Origin of the sequence: Sphingomonas sp. CFBP 13603 (assembly GCF_014892665.1) — a bacterium.
Taxonomy (GTDB): Bacteria; Pseudomonadota; Alphaproteobacteria; order Sphingomonadales; family Sphingomonadaceae; genus Sphingomonas.
The window spans coordinates 89,892-104,512 of record NZ_JADBIA010000009.1 but is presented as its reverse complement, the minus strand read 5'-3'; the positions used below and the strand labels follow the sequence as shown (position 1 = coordinate 104,512).

Genomic DNA, 14,621 nt, shown 5'->3' with positions numbered 1-14,621 from the left:
CTGAACCAGATGCGCGACCACATGCTGACGGCGATCGCCGCCGCATCCGGGCTCGACGCGCTCGATGCGTGCCGGGTCGAGGCGCTCGGCAAGCAGGGCACGATCACGCTGCTGCTGAAGACGCTCGGCAAGATGACGCCGGACGAGCGCCTCGTGCAGGGCCCGCTGATCCAGGGCCTGCGCGAAGCCGTCGCCAACGGCATCGCCGAGCGCAAGGCCACGCTCGAACGCGCCGCGCTCGACGCGCGCCTCGCCAGCGAAACGCTCGACATGACGCTCCCCGCCGACGCGACGCCCGCCGGCACGATCCACCCGGTCAGCCAGGTCATGGACGAACTCGCCGAAATCTTCGCCGACCTCGGCTTCGCGGTCGCGACCGGTCCCGAGATCGAGACCGACTGGCATAATTTCACCGCGCTCAACATCCCCGAGACGCACCCGGCGCGCGCGATGCACGATACTTTTTATCTCCAGCAGGGGATCGACGCGAAGGTCGCCGGCATCGCCGACGAGAAGACGACCTTCTCGCTCCTCCGCACACACACGTCGCCGGTCCAGATCCGCACGATGTTGTCGCAGAAACCCCCGATCCGCATCATCGCCCCCGGCCGCACCTACCGGTCGGACTCGGACGCGACGCACACGCCCATGTTCCACCAGGTCGAGGGCCTGGTGATCGACAAGGGCATCACGCTTGGCCACCTGAAGTGGACGCTCGAAACCTTCGTGAAGGCGTTCTTCGAGCGCGACGACATCGTGCTCCGCCTGCGCCCCAGCTACTTCCCCTTCACCGAGCCGTCGGTCGAGATCGACGTCGGCTACACGCTGGTGAAGGGCAAGCGCGTCGTCGGCGGCGCCGAGCCCGATGGCTGGCTCGAGATCCTCGGCTCGGGGATGGTCCACCGCAAGGTCATCGAAGCCTGCGGGCTCGACCCCGACGAATGGCAGGGCTTCGCGTTCGGCTGCGGCATCGACCGCCTGGCCATGCTCAAATACGGCATGGACGACCTCCGCCCGTTCTTCGACGGCGATATCCGCTGGCTCAAGCATTACGGCTTTTCGAGCCTCGACGTCCCCACCTTGTCCGGCGGAGTCGGCGCATGAAGTTCACCCTCAGCTGGCTCAAGCAGCACCTCGACACCAGCGCTACGCTCGACCAGATCGTCGAAGCGCTGACCCGCATCGGCCTCGAAGTCGAAGGCGTCGAGAATCCCGGCGAGAAGCTCGCCGCGTTCAAGATCGCCAAGGTACTCAGCGCAGAACGCCATCCGCAAGCCGACAAGCTCCAGATCCTGTCGGTCGACGCCGGTAACGGTCCGTTGCAAGTCGTCTGTGGCGCCCCCAACGCCCGCGCCGGCCTGGTCGGCGTGTTCGGCGCACCCGGTGCGTACGTCCCCGGCCTCGACGTCACGCTCAAGCTCGCCAGCATCCGTGGCGTCGAATCCAACGGCATGATGTGTTCGACGCGTGAGCTGGAACTCGGCGAGGATCACGACGGCATCATCGAACTGCCCGCGGACGCCCCAATCGGCACCGCGTACCCCGACTATGCCGGCCTCACCGACCCGGTCATCGACGTGGCGATCACGCCCAACCGCCAGGACTGCATGGGCGTCCGCGGCATCGCCCGAGACCTCGCCGCCGCCGGCCTCGGCACGTTGACGCCACTGACGTTCGACGCGTTCACGAGCGAGGGCGCAGGCCCGGACGTACGCACCGACGACACCGCCGGCTGCCCCGCCTTCTTTGCGCAAACCGTCACCGGCGTGACCAACGGCGACTCCCCCGAGTGGATGCGCCGCAGCCTGCTCGCGATCGGCCAGAAGCCCATCTCCGCGCTCGTCGACATCACCAACTATCTGATGATCGACCTCGGCCGTCCGCTCCACGTCTACGACCGCGCGAAGCTCTCCAGCGGCCTCGTCGCGCGCAAGGCCAAGGACGGCGAGCAGGTCGTGGCGCTCAACGGCAAGACCTACACGCTCGACGCGACCATGACCGTCATCGCCGACGACACCGCCGTGCACGACATCGGCGGCATCATGGGCGGCGAGCATTCGGGCGTCTCGGCCGACACCACCGACGTGCTGATCGAATGCGCGTATTTCGATCCCGACCACATCGCGCGCACCGGTCAGAAGCTGACGCTCACCTCCGACGCGCGCAGCCGCTTCGAACGCGGCGTCGACCCGGCGTTCCTCGAAGACGGCCTCGCGATCGCCACCGCGCTCGTGCTCCACATCTGCGGCGGCACGGCCAGCGACGTCACGCGGTCCGGCGAACCCCCGCTCGAACCGCGCGTAATCCACTACGATCCGCGCCTTAGCGCAGACCTCGGTGGCCTCCACGTCGCCCCCGAACGTCAGGCGCGGACCTTGTTGTCGCTTGGCTTCACGATCGGTGCGATCAAGTCCGCCGACGCGTTCAGCGACGCGCTGTTCTCGACGATCGAGGGCAAATGGCCGGTCACGGTCCCGACCTGGCGCCGCGACGTCGATGGCCCCGCCGATCTCGTCGAGGAAGTCGTCCGGATCGAGGGCATCGACACTATCCCTTCGACGCCGCTCCCCCGCATGCCCGGCGTCGCCAAGCCGACCGCCACACCCGAGCAGAAGCTCGAACGTAGGGCGCGTCGCGCGGCGGCCGCCCGCGGGCTCGACGAGGCGGTAACGTGGAGCTTCCTCTCCGAAGCCGAAGCAGCCCCCTTCGGCGGCGGCGCGTGGACGCTCGCCAACCCGATCAGCGAAGACCTGAAAGTCATGCGTCCGTCGCTGCTCCCCGGCCTGCTTGCAGCGACGGGCCGGAACCTCAAGCGTGGTCAGCAGAGCGTCCGCCTGTTCGAGATCGGCCGTCGCTACCTCGCGGATGCCGAACGCGCGACGCTCGGCGTAGTCCTCGCCGGCGACCGCCGCCCCCGCGGCTGGCGCGATGGGAAAGCGGCGACCTTCGACGCGTATGACGCGAAGGCCGAAGCGCTGGCGCTTCTCGCGGCCGCGGGCGCGCCGGTCGACAACCTGCAAGTCATGCCTGTCCTGAGCGCAGCCGAAGGGGGTGAAGCCGGTGACGCATGGCATCCCGGTCAGTCGGGCACGCTTCGCCTCGGGCCAAAGACGGTGCTAGCAAGCTTCGGTATGCTCCATCCGTCGGTGCTGAAGGCGTTCGACCTCGACGGCGCGGTTGCCGCGGTAGAAATCTACCTCGACGCGATCCCGCCCAAGCGCGCGTCTGGCTTCACCCGCCCTGCCTACACGCCGCCAGCGCTGCAAGCCGTCCGCCGCGACTTCGCCTTCCTCGTGCCGGCGGCGCTCGCCACCGACACGCTGGTCCGCGCGGTCAAGGGCGCCGACAAGGTCGCGATCGTCTCGGCCCGCGTGTTCGACGTGTTCACCGGGGCAGGGGTGGAAGAGGGGCACAAGTCGGTCGCGGTCGAGATCATCCTGCAACCGACCGCCAAGAGCTTCACCGACGAAGAGATCAGGGCCATCGCCGACAAGGTGGTCGCTGCGGCCGCAAAGCAGGGCGCGAGCCTGCGCGTCTAAGCGTGCCCTCACCCTTCCCACGGCCAAGCGGCCGCGGGCCCCTTCCCTCTCCCCCGAGGGGAGAGGGAGAGACGCCGAAGGCGGCGAGGGTGAGGGCACGCGCTGGCGTCCTCTCCACCCGAACCACCCTTCTTTCGTCATCCCCGCGGAGGCGGGGATCCAGACGGGCTAACCAAGCGATTCCATCGACAGCGTCGCCACTCTGGATCCCCGCCTCCGCGGGGATGACACGAAGCGCATAGACCGTTCGACCGTCACGGAGACAGAGATGACCGACCTGATCACGATCGCCAACGACCACCTCACCGCGCAGATCAACCCGCACGGGGCCGAGCTCACCCACCTCCACGACGCCGACGGCCGCGAGCTGATGACTAACGCCGACCCGGCCTTCTGGACCGGCCACGCCCCGATCCTCTTCCCCGTCGTCGGCGTCGTCAACGAAGGCGTCATCCGCCTCGACGGCCAAGCCTACCCGATGCAGAAGCACGGCTTCGCGCGTCATTCAACGTTCGACATCGTCGCGCAGTCGGAAAGCTCCGCCACCTTCCGCCTCACCGACAGCGAGGAAACCCGGAAGGCCTACCCGTTCGCGTTCGCCCTCGACATCGTCTTCACGTTGGACGGCGCGACGCTGACGCTCCAGGCGCACATCCACAACCGCACCGACGTTGCGATGCCGGCAAGCTTCGGCTTCCACCCCGCCTTCGCCTGGCCGCTCCCCTACGGCAAGCCCCGCGCAGACCACCGCATCACGTTCGACGCCGACGAGCCCGGCAGGCTGAAGGCGATCAGCCCCGATGGCCAGATCGCGGTCGACGAGCGCCCCTCGCCGGTCGAGGACCGCGTCATCGCTCTGCGCGACGAGCTGTTCGCCAAGGACGCGCTGGTGTGGGACCCGGTCCATTCGGACTCGGTGACCTATGGCGGCGAGACCGGGCCACAGTTGCGGATCGCCTTTCCCGACACACCGAAGCTCGGCATCTGGACCAAGCCCGGCGCGGCCTATGTCTGCGTCGAGCCTTGGCACGGGATCGCCGACCCCGAAGGCTATACCGGCGATTATCGTGACAAACCCGGTGTGTTCGAGGTGGCCGCGGGGGGCACGAAGCGCATCACGATGAGCGTGACGCTGGTGCCTGCCACCGTTTGAACCAAACGCATCGGACCCTCTGCGATCCTCCCTCGCCAGGGGGAGGTGTCTGGCGCTTACCGGACGGAGGGGGAGGAAGGGGGCACATCTGTTCCGTGTCCTCCCCCTCCGTCACCTTCGGTGCCACCTCCCCCTGGCGGGGGAGGATTTTACTTTGAGACTTGATCCCGAATTAGTGCCTTGAGGGACGCCCCTCTGTCCTCCACGCCCTACATCTGCCAAGAGCGCGCATCCTCTTTTCCCGAGCCGGCCACCCGCGCTCACCGGACCCACGCCATGACCCAATTTCCCCGCCGCACCTTCGCGATCATCTCGCATCCCGACGCCGGCAAGACCACGCTGACCGAGAAGCTCCTCTATTTCGGCGGCGCGATCCATCTCGCCGGCGAAGTGAAGGCGCGCGGCCAGACCCGCCGCGCCCGCTCCGACTGGATGAAGATCGAGCAACAGCGCGGCATCTCGGTCACCTCCTCGGTGATGACGTTCGAGCGGCAGGGGATCACCTTCAACCTGCTCGACACGCCGGGCCACGAAGACTTCTCCGAGGACACCTATCGCACGCTTACGGCGGTCGACTCGGCGGTCATGGTGATCGACGCCGCGAAGGGCATCGAGCCGCAGACGCGGAAACTGTTCGAGGTCTGCCGCCTGCGCAACGTGCCGATCATCACCTTCGTCAACAAGGTCGACCGCGAGGGCCGCGATCCGTTCTCGCTGCTCGACGAGGTGGCCGAGATGCTCCAGCTCGACGTCTGCCCGATGAGCTGGCCGGTCGGCATGGGCGGCGAGTTCGAGGGCGTCTACGATCTCTACGCCAACACGCTGAGCCGCCCCGAGGGCGACAGCCGCGAGTTCATGGGCAAGGCGATCCCGTTCACCGGCATCGACGATCCCGAACTCGCCAAGATCCTCAGTCCCGAAGCGATGATCCGCCTGAACGACGAGGCCGAACTCGCACAGGGAGGCTATTCGAGTTTCGACCCCGAGGCCTATCGCGCGGGCAATTTGACGCCGGTGTATTTCGGGTCCGCGCTGAAGGACTTCGGTGTTGCCGAACTGATCGCCGCGCTCGCCGACTACGCCCCGCCACCGCGCGCGCAGCCCGCCGAACCTGCCCCCGTCTCGCCGGACGAGCCCGAAGTCACCGGCTTCGTGTTCAAGGTGCAGGCCAACATGGACCCCAACCACCGTGACCGCATCGCGTTCATGCGGCTCTGCTCGGGCGTGTTCAAGCGCGGCATGAAGCTGACGCCAACCGGCCACGGCAAGCCGATCGCAGTCCATTCGCCGATCCTGTTCTTTGCGCAGAACCGCGAGCTGGCGGACGAGGCGTTCCCCGGCGACATCATCGGCATCCCCAACCACGGCACGCTGCGGGTCGGCGACACGCTCAGCGAGAAGGCCACGATCCGCTTCACCGGCCTGCCGAACTTCGCGCCCGAAATCCTGCGCCGCGTCGTGCTGAAGGACTTCACCAAGACCAAGCAGTTGCGCAAAGCCCTGGACGACATGGCCGAGGAGGGGGTCACGCAGGTGTTCTACCCCGACATCGGCTCGAACTGGATCATCGGGGTGGTGGGACAGCTTCAGCTCGAAGTGCTGCTCTCGCGCCTCGACGCGGAGTACAAGGTCGCGGCCGGGCTCGAACCCGCCCCCTACGAGACCGCGCGCTGGATCACGGCGGAAGACCCGCTGGAACTGAAGACCTTCGCCGAGATCAACCGCGGCGCAATGGCCAAGGACCGCGACGGCAACCCCGTCTTCCTCGCCAAGAGCGCCTGGGAAGTGAACTACATCGCCGAGCGCTACGCCAAGATCCGCTTCGCTGCCACGCGCGAGCGGTAAGCCGGATCGACAAGATGTCGGGGCGGCCAACGCCGCCCCGATGCTTCGTGATTACCGCTTTGGCGCGGCGGCAAAGGCCGCCTTCAGGCGCGCGATCGCCAGCGTGTTCGCGTCCTGCGCGCCGCGTACGACCATGCCCATGCCGAAGAACTCGTGCGTCACGCCTGGAAACGTGCGCTGCTCGACCTTGTCGCCGGCCGCACGCATCGCCGCCGCGAGCGTCTCGCCGTCGGAGCGCAGCGGATCGATCTGCGCATTGATGATCGTCGTCGGTGGCAGGCCGCGCAGGTTCGCCTTGACGAGGTTCAGGCGCGGGTCCTGCGCATCGGCTGGCGTGGCCTGGTAATAGTGCCCGAACCACTTCAGCATCGCGCCGTTGAGCGGCTTCGCGTTGGCCGAGTCCATCCGCGAGGGCAGCGTCATGCTGCTGTTGGCGATCGGATAGACCGATAGGATGTGCAACGGCGGGGTCAGGCGATTGTCGCGTGCATAGATCGCGGTCGCGACGGCCAGATTGCCGCCTGCGCTCTCACCGGCGACCGCGATCTTGCGCGGATCGCCGCCCCAGGATGCGGCGTTCTGCAGCGTCCAGCGATAGGCGGCGGCAGCGTCGTCATGCTGCGCCGGGAACTTGAATTCCGGTGCGTGGCGGTATTCGACCGATACGACGATCGCGCCAAGCTGCTTGGCGAGCAGGCGCGGGGCGGCATCATAAGTGTCGACAGTTGCGATCACCCAGCCCCCACCGTGATAGTACACGATCACCGGGACGTTTCTTGCGTTCGCCAGCGACGCAGGCTTGTAGATCCGCGCGAACTGGTTGGCATCGCTGCCATAAGGAACGTCCCGCGTCATCACTGTGGAGTCGGGCGTCGCCGACAGGCCGTGCTTGACCATCACCGCCTTGACGGCGTCGGCTGCGGACGGCTGGGTACGCGCGACGGCGGGCGTCAGCGTCTCGATCGGCTTGCCACCAAGCGCCGCCAGCTGGTCGAGCACGACCTGCATGTCCGGCGCGGCCTTGGCCGGCTTCGTCGCGGCCACGGGCGGTGGGGGCGGGGGAGCGGCATCGACCGATCGTGCCGACTGCGCGACCGCGTGGCTCGTCAGCGCAAGCCCGGAAGTCGTGATCAGCGCTGCAGCGGCAAGCGCCGTCATGGCGCGCGACGAACGATTGGTCATATGATGGAATATCCTGTTCGAGTGCCCCCACTCGCCGGCTTAAACCTCAATCATACCGACTTCGTTCCGGTGATCTGACCGTAACCCATGCATATCAAACGTATTTCAGAAGGCGGCCGGCCGTCCAGCTACCCAGGTCTCGACGACCTTGTCGGCATCGTCGATCGATCGCGCCGGATTGCCGTCGAGCACGAGCAGGTCCGCGCGCAGTCCCGGCGCGATGATGCCGCGGTCGCGCAACGCCAGCAGGCCCGCAGCGTTCGCGGTGGCCACCTGCAACGCATGTACCGGGGTCAGTCCGGCCTGCACCATAAGCGCGAGTTCGCGGTGTTCGGCGATGCCGGGAACGCGAACCGCACTTGCGCCACTGTCGGTGCCGAAACCGATCTTCACGCCGGCATCGTAGAGCGTCTTCAGGTTGCGCAGGTTCATCGCCAGCGACATGCGTGCGTCGGCGGTCTTTGGATCTGCCAGGATCTTGGCGCGCCATGCCGGATCGTCGATCTGCCGGGCAAGCGCCGGTGACAGCGCCGCGCGTGCGAACGGGGTCAGCGTCCACGGCGCGCGATCGGCCCAGGCGAACGTCGCTTCGTCGAGCTGAAGCGTGGCGATGTACCAGACCGCCTTCGCCTTCAGCGTCGCAACGAAGCTTGGCGGCACAGGCTTGTCGCGAACGCCGTGCGCGATGATGTCCGCACCTGCCGCGACGATCGCCTCGGCATCCGCCAGATCGTGGATATGCGCGGCGACGCGAAGCCCGCGCGCATGTGCCTCGGCGATCACGGCGTCGTAGATCGCCGGGCTCATCTTCGCCGGTACGCTGCCGCCGAAATCGTCGAGCCACAGCTTTACCAGGTCGGTCTTCTCGGCGGCCATCATCGCCACCGCCTTGCGTGCCTCGTCCGCCGTCGACGGACGGAAGAGCTGGTCGGGGCCGACCTTGAGCATCGCCTGGGGCGGTGCGCCGTTGGGAACACCGATGCCCTGCATCACCCCGAACAGGTCTGCGCCCGCGATCCGCCCGGCATGGGCGTCGGCACGGATGGCGGCGAACGACGGCGCGTTGTTGCCCAGTGCGGTCACCGTGGTGACGCCGTAGCGGCGGAACTGCGCGAGCTGCGCGACGATGTTGGCGCGTGTGTAGTTCTTCGCGCCGGTTTCGGTGCCGCTCACCTGCCCGACATGGCTATGGTCGGAGATCAGCCCCGGCATCACGCTGCGCCCGTGATAGTCGCGTCGCTCGGCCCCGGCCGGAACCGCGACCTTGCCCGCCGCGACGATCCGCCCTTCGGTAATCACGATCGTCGCATCCTCGACCGGTGCACCGCCGCGCCCGTCGATCAGCCGGACCCCGGTGATCGCCACGGTCTGCGCGAGTGCGGGCGTCGCGAGGGCGCTGGCGGCCAGCAAGCCCGAAACCAGATAGCGCATCATCGTTCATCCTCGATCGGTGCCGTCATCACGACGCGCAGCCCGGGCATGTTGTCGTCCTGCTCGATCGTCCCGGACAGTCCGGCGACCACCGCGTTCATCATCCGGCTGCCGAATCCGACCCGTCCATCCGTCGCTGTCGCAGCCTTGCCGACGCCCTTGTCCGCGACGATCAGCCGCAACCGGCTACGATGCTGTTCGAGCGCGATCAGGATCGGCCCTGGCTTGCCGGCATAGGCATATTTGCTGGCGTTGATGATCAGTTCGGTGAGCACCAGCCCGATGTTCACCGCGCGGTCGGTAGGTACCAGCACCGGCGCCAGATCCAGGCTGATGTGTGCCGACCAGTCCTCGCCGAGCGACGTCTTCATGTCGTCCGCGAGTTCCTCCAGATACCGCGACAGGTCGACCGACTCGACCTGATCGTCGCGGTAGAGCCGGCGGTGAACCAGCGCGACCGCTGCGAGCCGCGCCTGCGCCTCGGCCAGATGCGCCTTCACCTTCGCATCGTCGGACGATTTCGCCTGCAGCGACAGGAACGCCGCAACCAGTTGCAGGCTGTTCTGCACGCGGTGATTGACCTCCTTCATCAGGACGTCCTTCTGCGCGATCAGCGCATCCTTGTCGGCGAGCGTCCGCTGGAGGTCGGCGTTCAGCAACCGCAGTCGCTGGTTGACGTACGCATCGTGGAACGCCCGGCGCAGCCGGTGCGCGGCCTCGATCTCCTCGCGCGTCCAGCGTCGCGAGCGACCGCTGACCGCCTGCGTCCAGGATTCGAACGAGGTACGCGGCGTCAGCATCGCGTTCGGATCGAGCGAAACCGCCTTGTGAGGATTGCCCGCCCACTCGACCTCTTCGATCTGCTCGGCACGAAACCACAGCAGCACCGCCCCCTCGTCGACCAGCGACAGAGCGAGCAGACCGCTTGCCTGCGCACGGTAGACCTCGGCGCGGGGCAACAGTGCCGACAGTTCATGCGTCGTGAACGGCTCGATCACGCCCCTCGCGCGTGCCCATGCTGCGAGATCGAGAATGTCGTCCTTGCTCGGACACGGCCCGTCGGTGTCGACGATCGTCCCCTCGACATAGGCGAAGCCATCGCCGCCGAGCATCCGCCGGAGATCGTCGCGCAACGCGGCGACGATGCTGCGCGGGGCCGGTTCGGTCGCGAGCTTGGGGATGACCGCATCCTCCGCCGCGCGCAGCCGCAGCCGCTCGCGGTACGTCTCCGCCTCTTCCTTCGCGCGGATCTGGCGCGCGAGCCCGCTGGCCAGCGTCGCCGACGCCGCACGAATGTCAGGCGTCAGGCCCCGCGGCGAGCCGTGATGGCAGGCGATCAGGCCCCAGAGCAGCCCGTCCTTGACGATCGAGATAGACGCCGACGCCGCCACGCCCATGTTGGCCAGATAGCGCAGATGGATTGGCGACACGCTGCGCAGCGCGACGTCGCTGAGGTCGAGCGTCTCGAAGCCGGCCGGGCGGAGCACCGCGGGCGCGTAGGCGATCGTCGGGATCGTCCGCGTCCGGTTGCGCACGTACAGCGCGCGCGCCTGTTTCGGGATGTCCGACGCGGGGAAATGGTGATTGAGGAAGGTGCCGAGCCCCGTCGCCTTGTCCTCGGCCATCACGCGGCCCGCCTCGTCGTCGAGGAAGCGATAGACCATGACGCGGTCGAAACCGGTCAGCTGACGGAACGCGGTCGCGGCGCGCTCGCACAGCGCCTGGAGGTTGCTCGCGCGCTCGAACGTCATCGCCATCGCGTTGAGCCGGCCGAGCATGCCGGCCGCCGTGACCGGCTCCGCTTCGACGGGTTCGAGTTCGACCAGCACGTGTTCAGCGGTGCGGTGGAGGGTGATATCGAACCGTTCGGTCAGGCCCGCTACCGGCAGTCCGGCAAGCGCGACGCCGGCGACCGTGTCATTGGCCGTGAGTGTCGCACCGATGTCCTGCGCCAACAGCGCCGACAGGTCGCTGCCGAGCCAGTCGAGGGTCAGACGGGTCTCGAGATCGCCCGCGCCCGCCACGACCGTCAAGCTGGTCGCATCGGCGACGAGAAGCAGGCCATGCGGCTGGATCGCACCGGGAATGTGGATCGGCTCGCGGTCGCACGCATTGAGGTCCAGCCCCACGCCATCGGCGGAACCGGCAGTATCGCTCGACGCGCTCATGTAACCGAAACTCTCCTATCGAGCCTCGATCATGCAGCCCCCGGCGGAACAAAGCAAATACTCGCAGCGGGTTACGATATTAATCTGAAGCAATATCGCGCGGTGCGGACTCGGCATAGCGCCGCGCGATCACGGCGCAGGCGATCAGCTGCAACTGGTGGAACAGCATGACGGGCAGCAGGATCACGCCGACCTGCGCGGGCGGGAACAGCACGCCCGCCATCGGCACGCCCGACGCGAGGCTCTTCTTCGAACCGCAGAACTGCAGCACGATCGCATCCTCGCGGGGGAGTTTCATCAGCCGCGCAACGGCAAACGTCAGCCCAAGCACGAAGGCGAGCAGCGCGGCGCACAACAGTCCGATCAGGATCAGGTCGCCGATCGACAATTTGGTCCAGAGGCCTTCGACCACTGCGGCACCGAACGCGCTGTAGACGACCAGCAGGATCGAACCGCGATCGACCACCGTCAGCAGGCCCTTGTTGCGCGTCACCCACGCACCGATCCACGGCCGCAACAGATGTCCTGCGACGAACGGCACCAGCAGTTGCAGCACGATCGCCTCGATACTCTCGATCGAGATGCCACCACTGCCCGAAGTGTTCATCAGCAGCGCGACCAGCGCCGGCGTGACGAGGATACCGAGCAGATTCGAGAACGACGCGCTGCACACCGCCGCCGCGACATTGCCGCGCGCGATCGCGGTGAAGGCGATCGACGACTGCACGGTCGAGGGGAGCAGCGTCAGGAACAGCAACCCAGCAGCGAGCGGTCCCGTCACGAACGGCAACGCGGTCAGCCCCAGCCCGAACAACGGGAACGCGACGAAGGTGATGGCCAGTACCGCCAGATGCAGCTTCCAGTTGCGCAGGCCCGCCCAGATCGCATCGCGCGACAGCTTGGCGCCGTGGAGGAAGAACAGCAGGACGATGCCGATATCCGCGGCATAGCCGACGATCGTCGCCATCTCGCCGCGTGCCGGGAGGATGCTCGCCAGCACGACGGTGCCGAGCAGCATCAGGATGAACGGCTCGAAGACCGCCAGGAACCGCCCGATCACGGATGCGCCTTCACATAGGCGTCGAGCGTCGCGAGATAGCCGCTGAGCGCGTCGTCATCCAGGAAACTGCCGAGGAAGCTGTTGCGCGCGAGCGTCACGACCTGCTCGCGAGACAAGTTCTTGGCCCACGCTGTCTGGCGGAAATTCTCGCCGATATAGCCACCGAAATACGCCGGATCGTCCGAATGGATCGTCGCGCGCAGGCCGAGATCGAGCATCCGGTCGATCGGATGGTTCTCTAGCCGGTCGACGTTGCGCAGCGCGACGTTCGACAACGGGCACACGGTGAGCGTCATCGCATCGCGTGCGAGGCGCGCGACCAAGGCCGAATCCTCCAGCGCGCGATTGCCGTGGTCGATCCGGTCCACCTGGAGGATATCGAGCGCCTCGTGGATATAGGCGGGCGGGCCCTCCTCGCCAGCATGCGCGCAGAGCATCAGCCCGGCATCCGCCGACGCCGCGAACACGCGCGCGAACTTCGAGGGCGGATGGCCGACCTCGGACGAATCGAGCCCGACGCCGATGAACTGGTCGAGCCACGGCTCCGCCTGCGCGAACGTCTTGAACGCGTCCTCCTCGTCGAGATGGCGCAGGAAGCTCATGATCAGCCCCACCGACATGCCGTGCTTGGCCTGCGCCTCGTCGATCCCCGCGAACAGCCCGCGCGCGACGACATCGAACGGGATGCCGCGGTGCGTGTGCGTCTGCGGATCGAAGAAGATCTCGGCATGGACCACGCCGTCCTGCGCGACCCGGTCGAAATAGGCGACCGCCAGATCGCGGAAATCCTCCTCGGTCTGGAGCACCGCAGCGCCGGCGTAATAGATGTCGAGGAAGGTCTGGAGATTGGTGAAGCTGTACGCCGCGCGGACGTCCTCGACGCTCTTGAACGGGATCGCGACCTTGTTGCGCTCGGCCAGCGCGAACATGAGCTCGGGCTCGAGACTACCTTCGATGTGGAGGTGGAGTTCCGCCTTTGGCAGGTTCGTGATGAAGTCGTCGTTCGGGAAGGGGGTCATGATCCGTCCTGTCGCTTGGGTCGCGTCGGCTGCAACCATTCCGCCCGCCACGCACTACCGCAAGTGCGAAAGCCGTTGCATGACAATCCTGTCACGTTACCGAGCGGCGATACTTACGCGAAGGACACCATCGATGCCGACAGGATTGGTCGCACTACTCGACGACATTGCCGGGATCACCAAGCTCGCCGCCGCCAGCCTCGACGATATCGCCGCGACCACCGGCAAGGCGGGCAGCAAGGCGATCGGCGTGGTGGTCGACGATGCCGCCGTCACGCCGCGCTACATGGTCGGGTTTGAGCCGAAGCGCGAACTGCCGATGATCGGCAAGATCGCGCTGGGATCGTTCCGCAACAAGCTGGTCTTCATCCTGCCCGCAGCGCTCGCGTTGAGCGCGTTCGCGCCGTGGCTGCTGACGCCGCTGCTGATGATCGGCGGCACCTATCTGTGCTTCGAGGGCGCGGAGAAGATCCTCGAGGCGTTCGGCGGCGGCCATGCCGAGGAGGTCGTCGCCGAGCCGGTCGACGCAGCGACGCTTGAGGCACAGAAGGTCTCGGGCGCGATCCGTACCGACTTCATCCTGTCCGCCGAGATCATGGTGATCGCGCTGTCGGATGTCGCGACCAAGCCGATCTGGGAGCAGGCGATCGTGCTCGCACTGGTCGGGATCGTCATCACCATCGGCGTCTACGGCGTGGTCGCGCTGATCGTGAAGATGGACGATATCGGGCTGCATCTGGCGCAGCGCAGCAGCGCGGTCGTGCAGGCGGTCGGGCGCGGTCTGGTGAAGGGCATGCCGATCGTGATGTCGGCACTGTCGGTGATCGGCACCGCGGCGATGGTCTGGGTCGGGGGGCAGATCATCGTTCACGGGATCGAGGAGTTCGGGTTCACAACGCTGCCGCACTGGATCCACGATACGGCGGAGGCAGCTTCGCATGCGGTGCCGTTCGCCAGGGGCGCGGTGAACTGGGTGATGAACGCGTTCTTCTCGGGGATCGTCGGGTTGATCCTGGGCGGGGCGATCGCGCTGGGGCTCCATGCGGTGAAGAAGCCGAAAGCGCACTGACCGGGAGGGCGTTGTCCGCTCTAACCTTGTTCTCCCGCGAAGGCGGGAGCCCAGTCTGGGTCCCCGCCTTCGCGGGAAACACGTCGCGGTCAGTCTTGGGGCGCTACCACCATCAAACACCACCCCGGCGAAGGCCGGGGCCCAATTGGGGAACG

Annotated in this window: 10 protein-coding genes; 5 read left to right on the top strand and 5 right to left on the bottom strand. The window is 67.0% G+C overall.

The features are described 5' to 3' along the window. Positions 1-9 precede the first annotated feature (9 nt). From pheS to IFR23_RS14300, 4 genes are all read left to right on the top strand, one after another. Complete coding sequence (pheS, locus tag IFR23_RS14315; protein ID WP_192976546.1) at positions 10-1,104, top strand: phenylalanine--tRNA ligase subunit alpha; 1,095 nt, start codon at positions 10-12, stop codon at positions 1,102-1,104. Then, positions 1,101-3,539: a phenylalanine--tRNA ligase subunit beta gene (gene pheT / locus IFR23_RS14310; RefSeq protein WP_192976490.1), complete on the top strand. Its 2,439-nt coding sequence runs from the start codon at positions 1,101-1,103 to the stop codon at positions 3,537-3,539. Before pheS ends, pheT begins: the two co-directional genes overlap by 4 nt. Positions 3,540-3,807: 268 nt before the next feature. After that, positions 3,808-4,692 carry an aldose 1-epimerase family protein gene (locus IFR23_RS14305; RefSeq protein WP_192976489.1) on the top strand — a complete coding sequence of 295 codons (885 nt, stop codon included), beginning with the start codon at positions 3,808-3,810 and terminating at the stop codon, positions 4,690-4,692. Positions 4,693-4,968: 276 nt separating this feature from the next. Beyond that, positions 4,969-6,537, top strand: coding sequence for a peptide chain release factor 3 (locus IFR23_RS14300; protein WP_056054389.1), 1,569 nt, complete (start codon positions 4,969-4,971; stop codon positions 6,535-6,537). A 51-nt stretch (positions 6,538-6,588) separates the two neighbouring features. Here IFR23_RS14300 and IFR23_RS14295 read toward each other — a convergent pair whose 3' ends face one another. The 5 genes from IFR23_RS14295 to IFR23_RS14275 all read right to left on the bottom strand — a co-directional run bounded on the left by IFR23_RS14295 (position 6,589) and on the right by IFR23_RS14275 (position 13,397). After that, positions 6,589-7,719: an alpha/beta hydrolase gene (locus IFR23_RS14295; protein ID WP_244655695.1), complete on the bottom strand. Its 1,131-nt coding sequence runs from the start codon at positions 7,717-7,719 to the stop codon at positions 6,589-6,591. A 105-nt stretch (positions 7,720-7,824) separates the two neighbouring features. Beyond that, the gene (locus IFR23_RS14290; protein ID WP_192976488.1) at positions 7,825-9,153 is read right to left on the bottom strand and encodes an amidohydrolase family protein; all 1,329 of its coding nucleotides are present in this window, start codon (positions 9,151-9,153) and stop codon (positions 7,825-7,827) included. Further along, positions 9,150-11,318: a histidine kinase dimerization/phosphoacceptor domain -containing protein gene (locus IFR23_RS14285; protein WP_192976487.1), complete on the bottom strand. Its 2,169-nt coding sequence runs from the start codon at positions 11,316-11,318 to the stop codon at positions 9,150-9,152. Before IFR23_RS14285 ends, IFR23_RS14290 begins: the two co-directional genes overlap by 4 nt. Before the next feature lie 79 nt (positions 11,319-11,397). Then, positions 11,398-12,375, bottom strand: a complete 978-nt coding sequence (locus tag IFR23_RS14280; RefSeq protein WP_446740914.1) for a bile acid:sodium symporter family protein — start codon at positions 12,373-12,375, stop codon at positions 11,398-11,400. Beyond that, positions 12,375-13,397, bottom strand: coding sequence for an adenosine deaminase (locus IFR23_RS14275; RefSeq protein ID WP_192976486.1), 1,023 nt, complete (start codon positions 13,395-13,397; stop codon positions 12,375-12,377). The genes IFR23_RS14280 and IFR23_RS14275 overlap by 1 nt, the downstream gene beginning before the upstream one ends. Before the next feature lie 133 nt (positions 13,398-13,530). Here IFR23_RS14275 and IFR23_RS14270 point away from each other — a divergent pair, with 133 nt between their 5' ends. After that, entirely contained in the window at positions 13,531-14,466 is a 936-nt protein-coding gene (locus tag IFR23_RS14270) for a DUF808 domain-containing protein (RefSeq protein ID WP_192976485.1), read from the top strand. Positions 14,467-14,621 lie beyond the last annotated feature (155 nt).

Bases quoted from the DNA above. Each gene is read 5' to 3' on its own strand.
- pheS (WP_192976546.1), top strand. From the start codon at position 10: ATGCGCGACCACATGCTGACGGCGATCGCCGCCGCATCCGGGCTCGAC.
- pheT (WP_192976490.1), top strand. From the start codon at position 1,101: ATGAAGTTCACCCTCAGCTGGCTCAAGCAGCACCTCGACACCAGCGCT.
- IFR23_RS14305 (WP_192976489.1), top strand. From the start codon at position 3,808: ATGACCGACCTGATCACGATCGCCAACGACCACCTCACCGCGCAGATC.
- IFR23_RS14300 (WP_056054389.1), top strand. From the start codon at position 4,969: ATGACCCAATTTCCCCGCCGCACCTTCGCGATCATCTCGCATCCCGAC.
- IFR23_RS14295 (WP_244655695.1), bottom strand. From the start codon at position 7,719: ATGACCAATCGTTCGTCGCGCGCCATGACGGCGCTTGCCGCTGCAGCG.
- IFR23_RS14290 (WP_192976488.1), bottom strand. From the start codon at position 9,153: ATGATGCGCTATCTGGTTTCGGGCTTGCTGGCCGCCAGCGCCCTCGCG.
- IFR23_RS14285 (WP_192976487.1), bottom strand. From the start codon at position 11,318: ATGAGCGCGTCGAGCGATACTGCCGGTTCCGCCGATGGCGTGGGGCTG.
- IFR23_RS14275 (WP_192976486.1), bottom strand. From the start codon at position 13,397: ATGACCCCCTTCCCGAACGACGACTTCATCACGAACCTGCCAAAGGCG.
- IFR23_RS14270 (WP_192976485.1), top strand. From the start codon at position 13,531: ATGCCGACAGGATTGGTCGCACTACTCGACGACATTGCCGGGATCACC.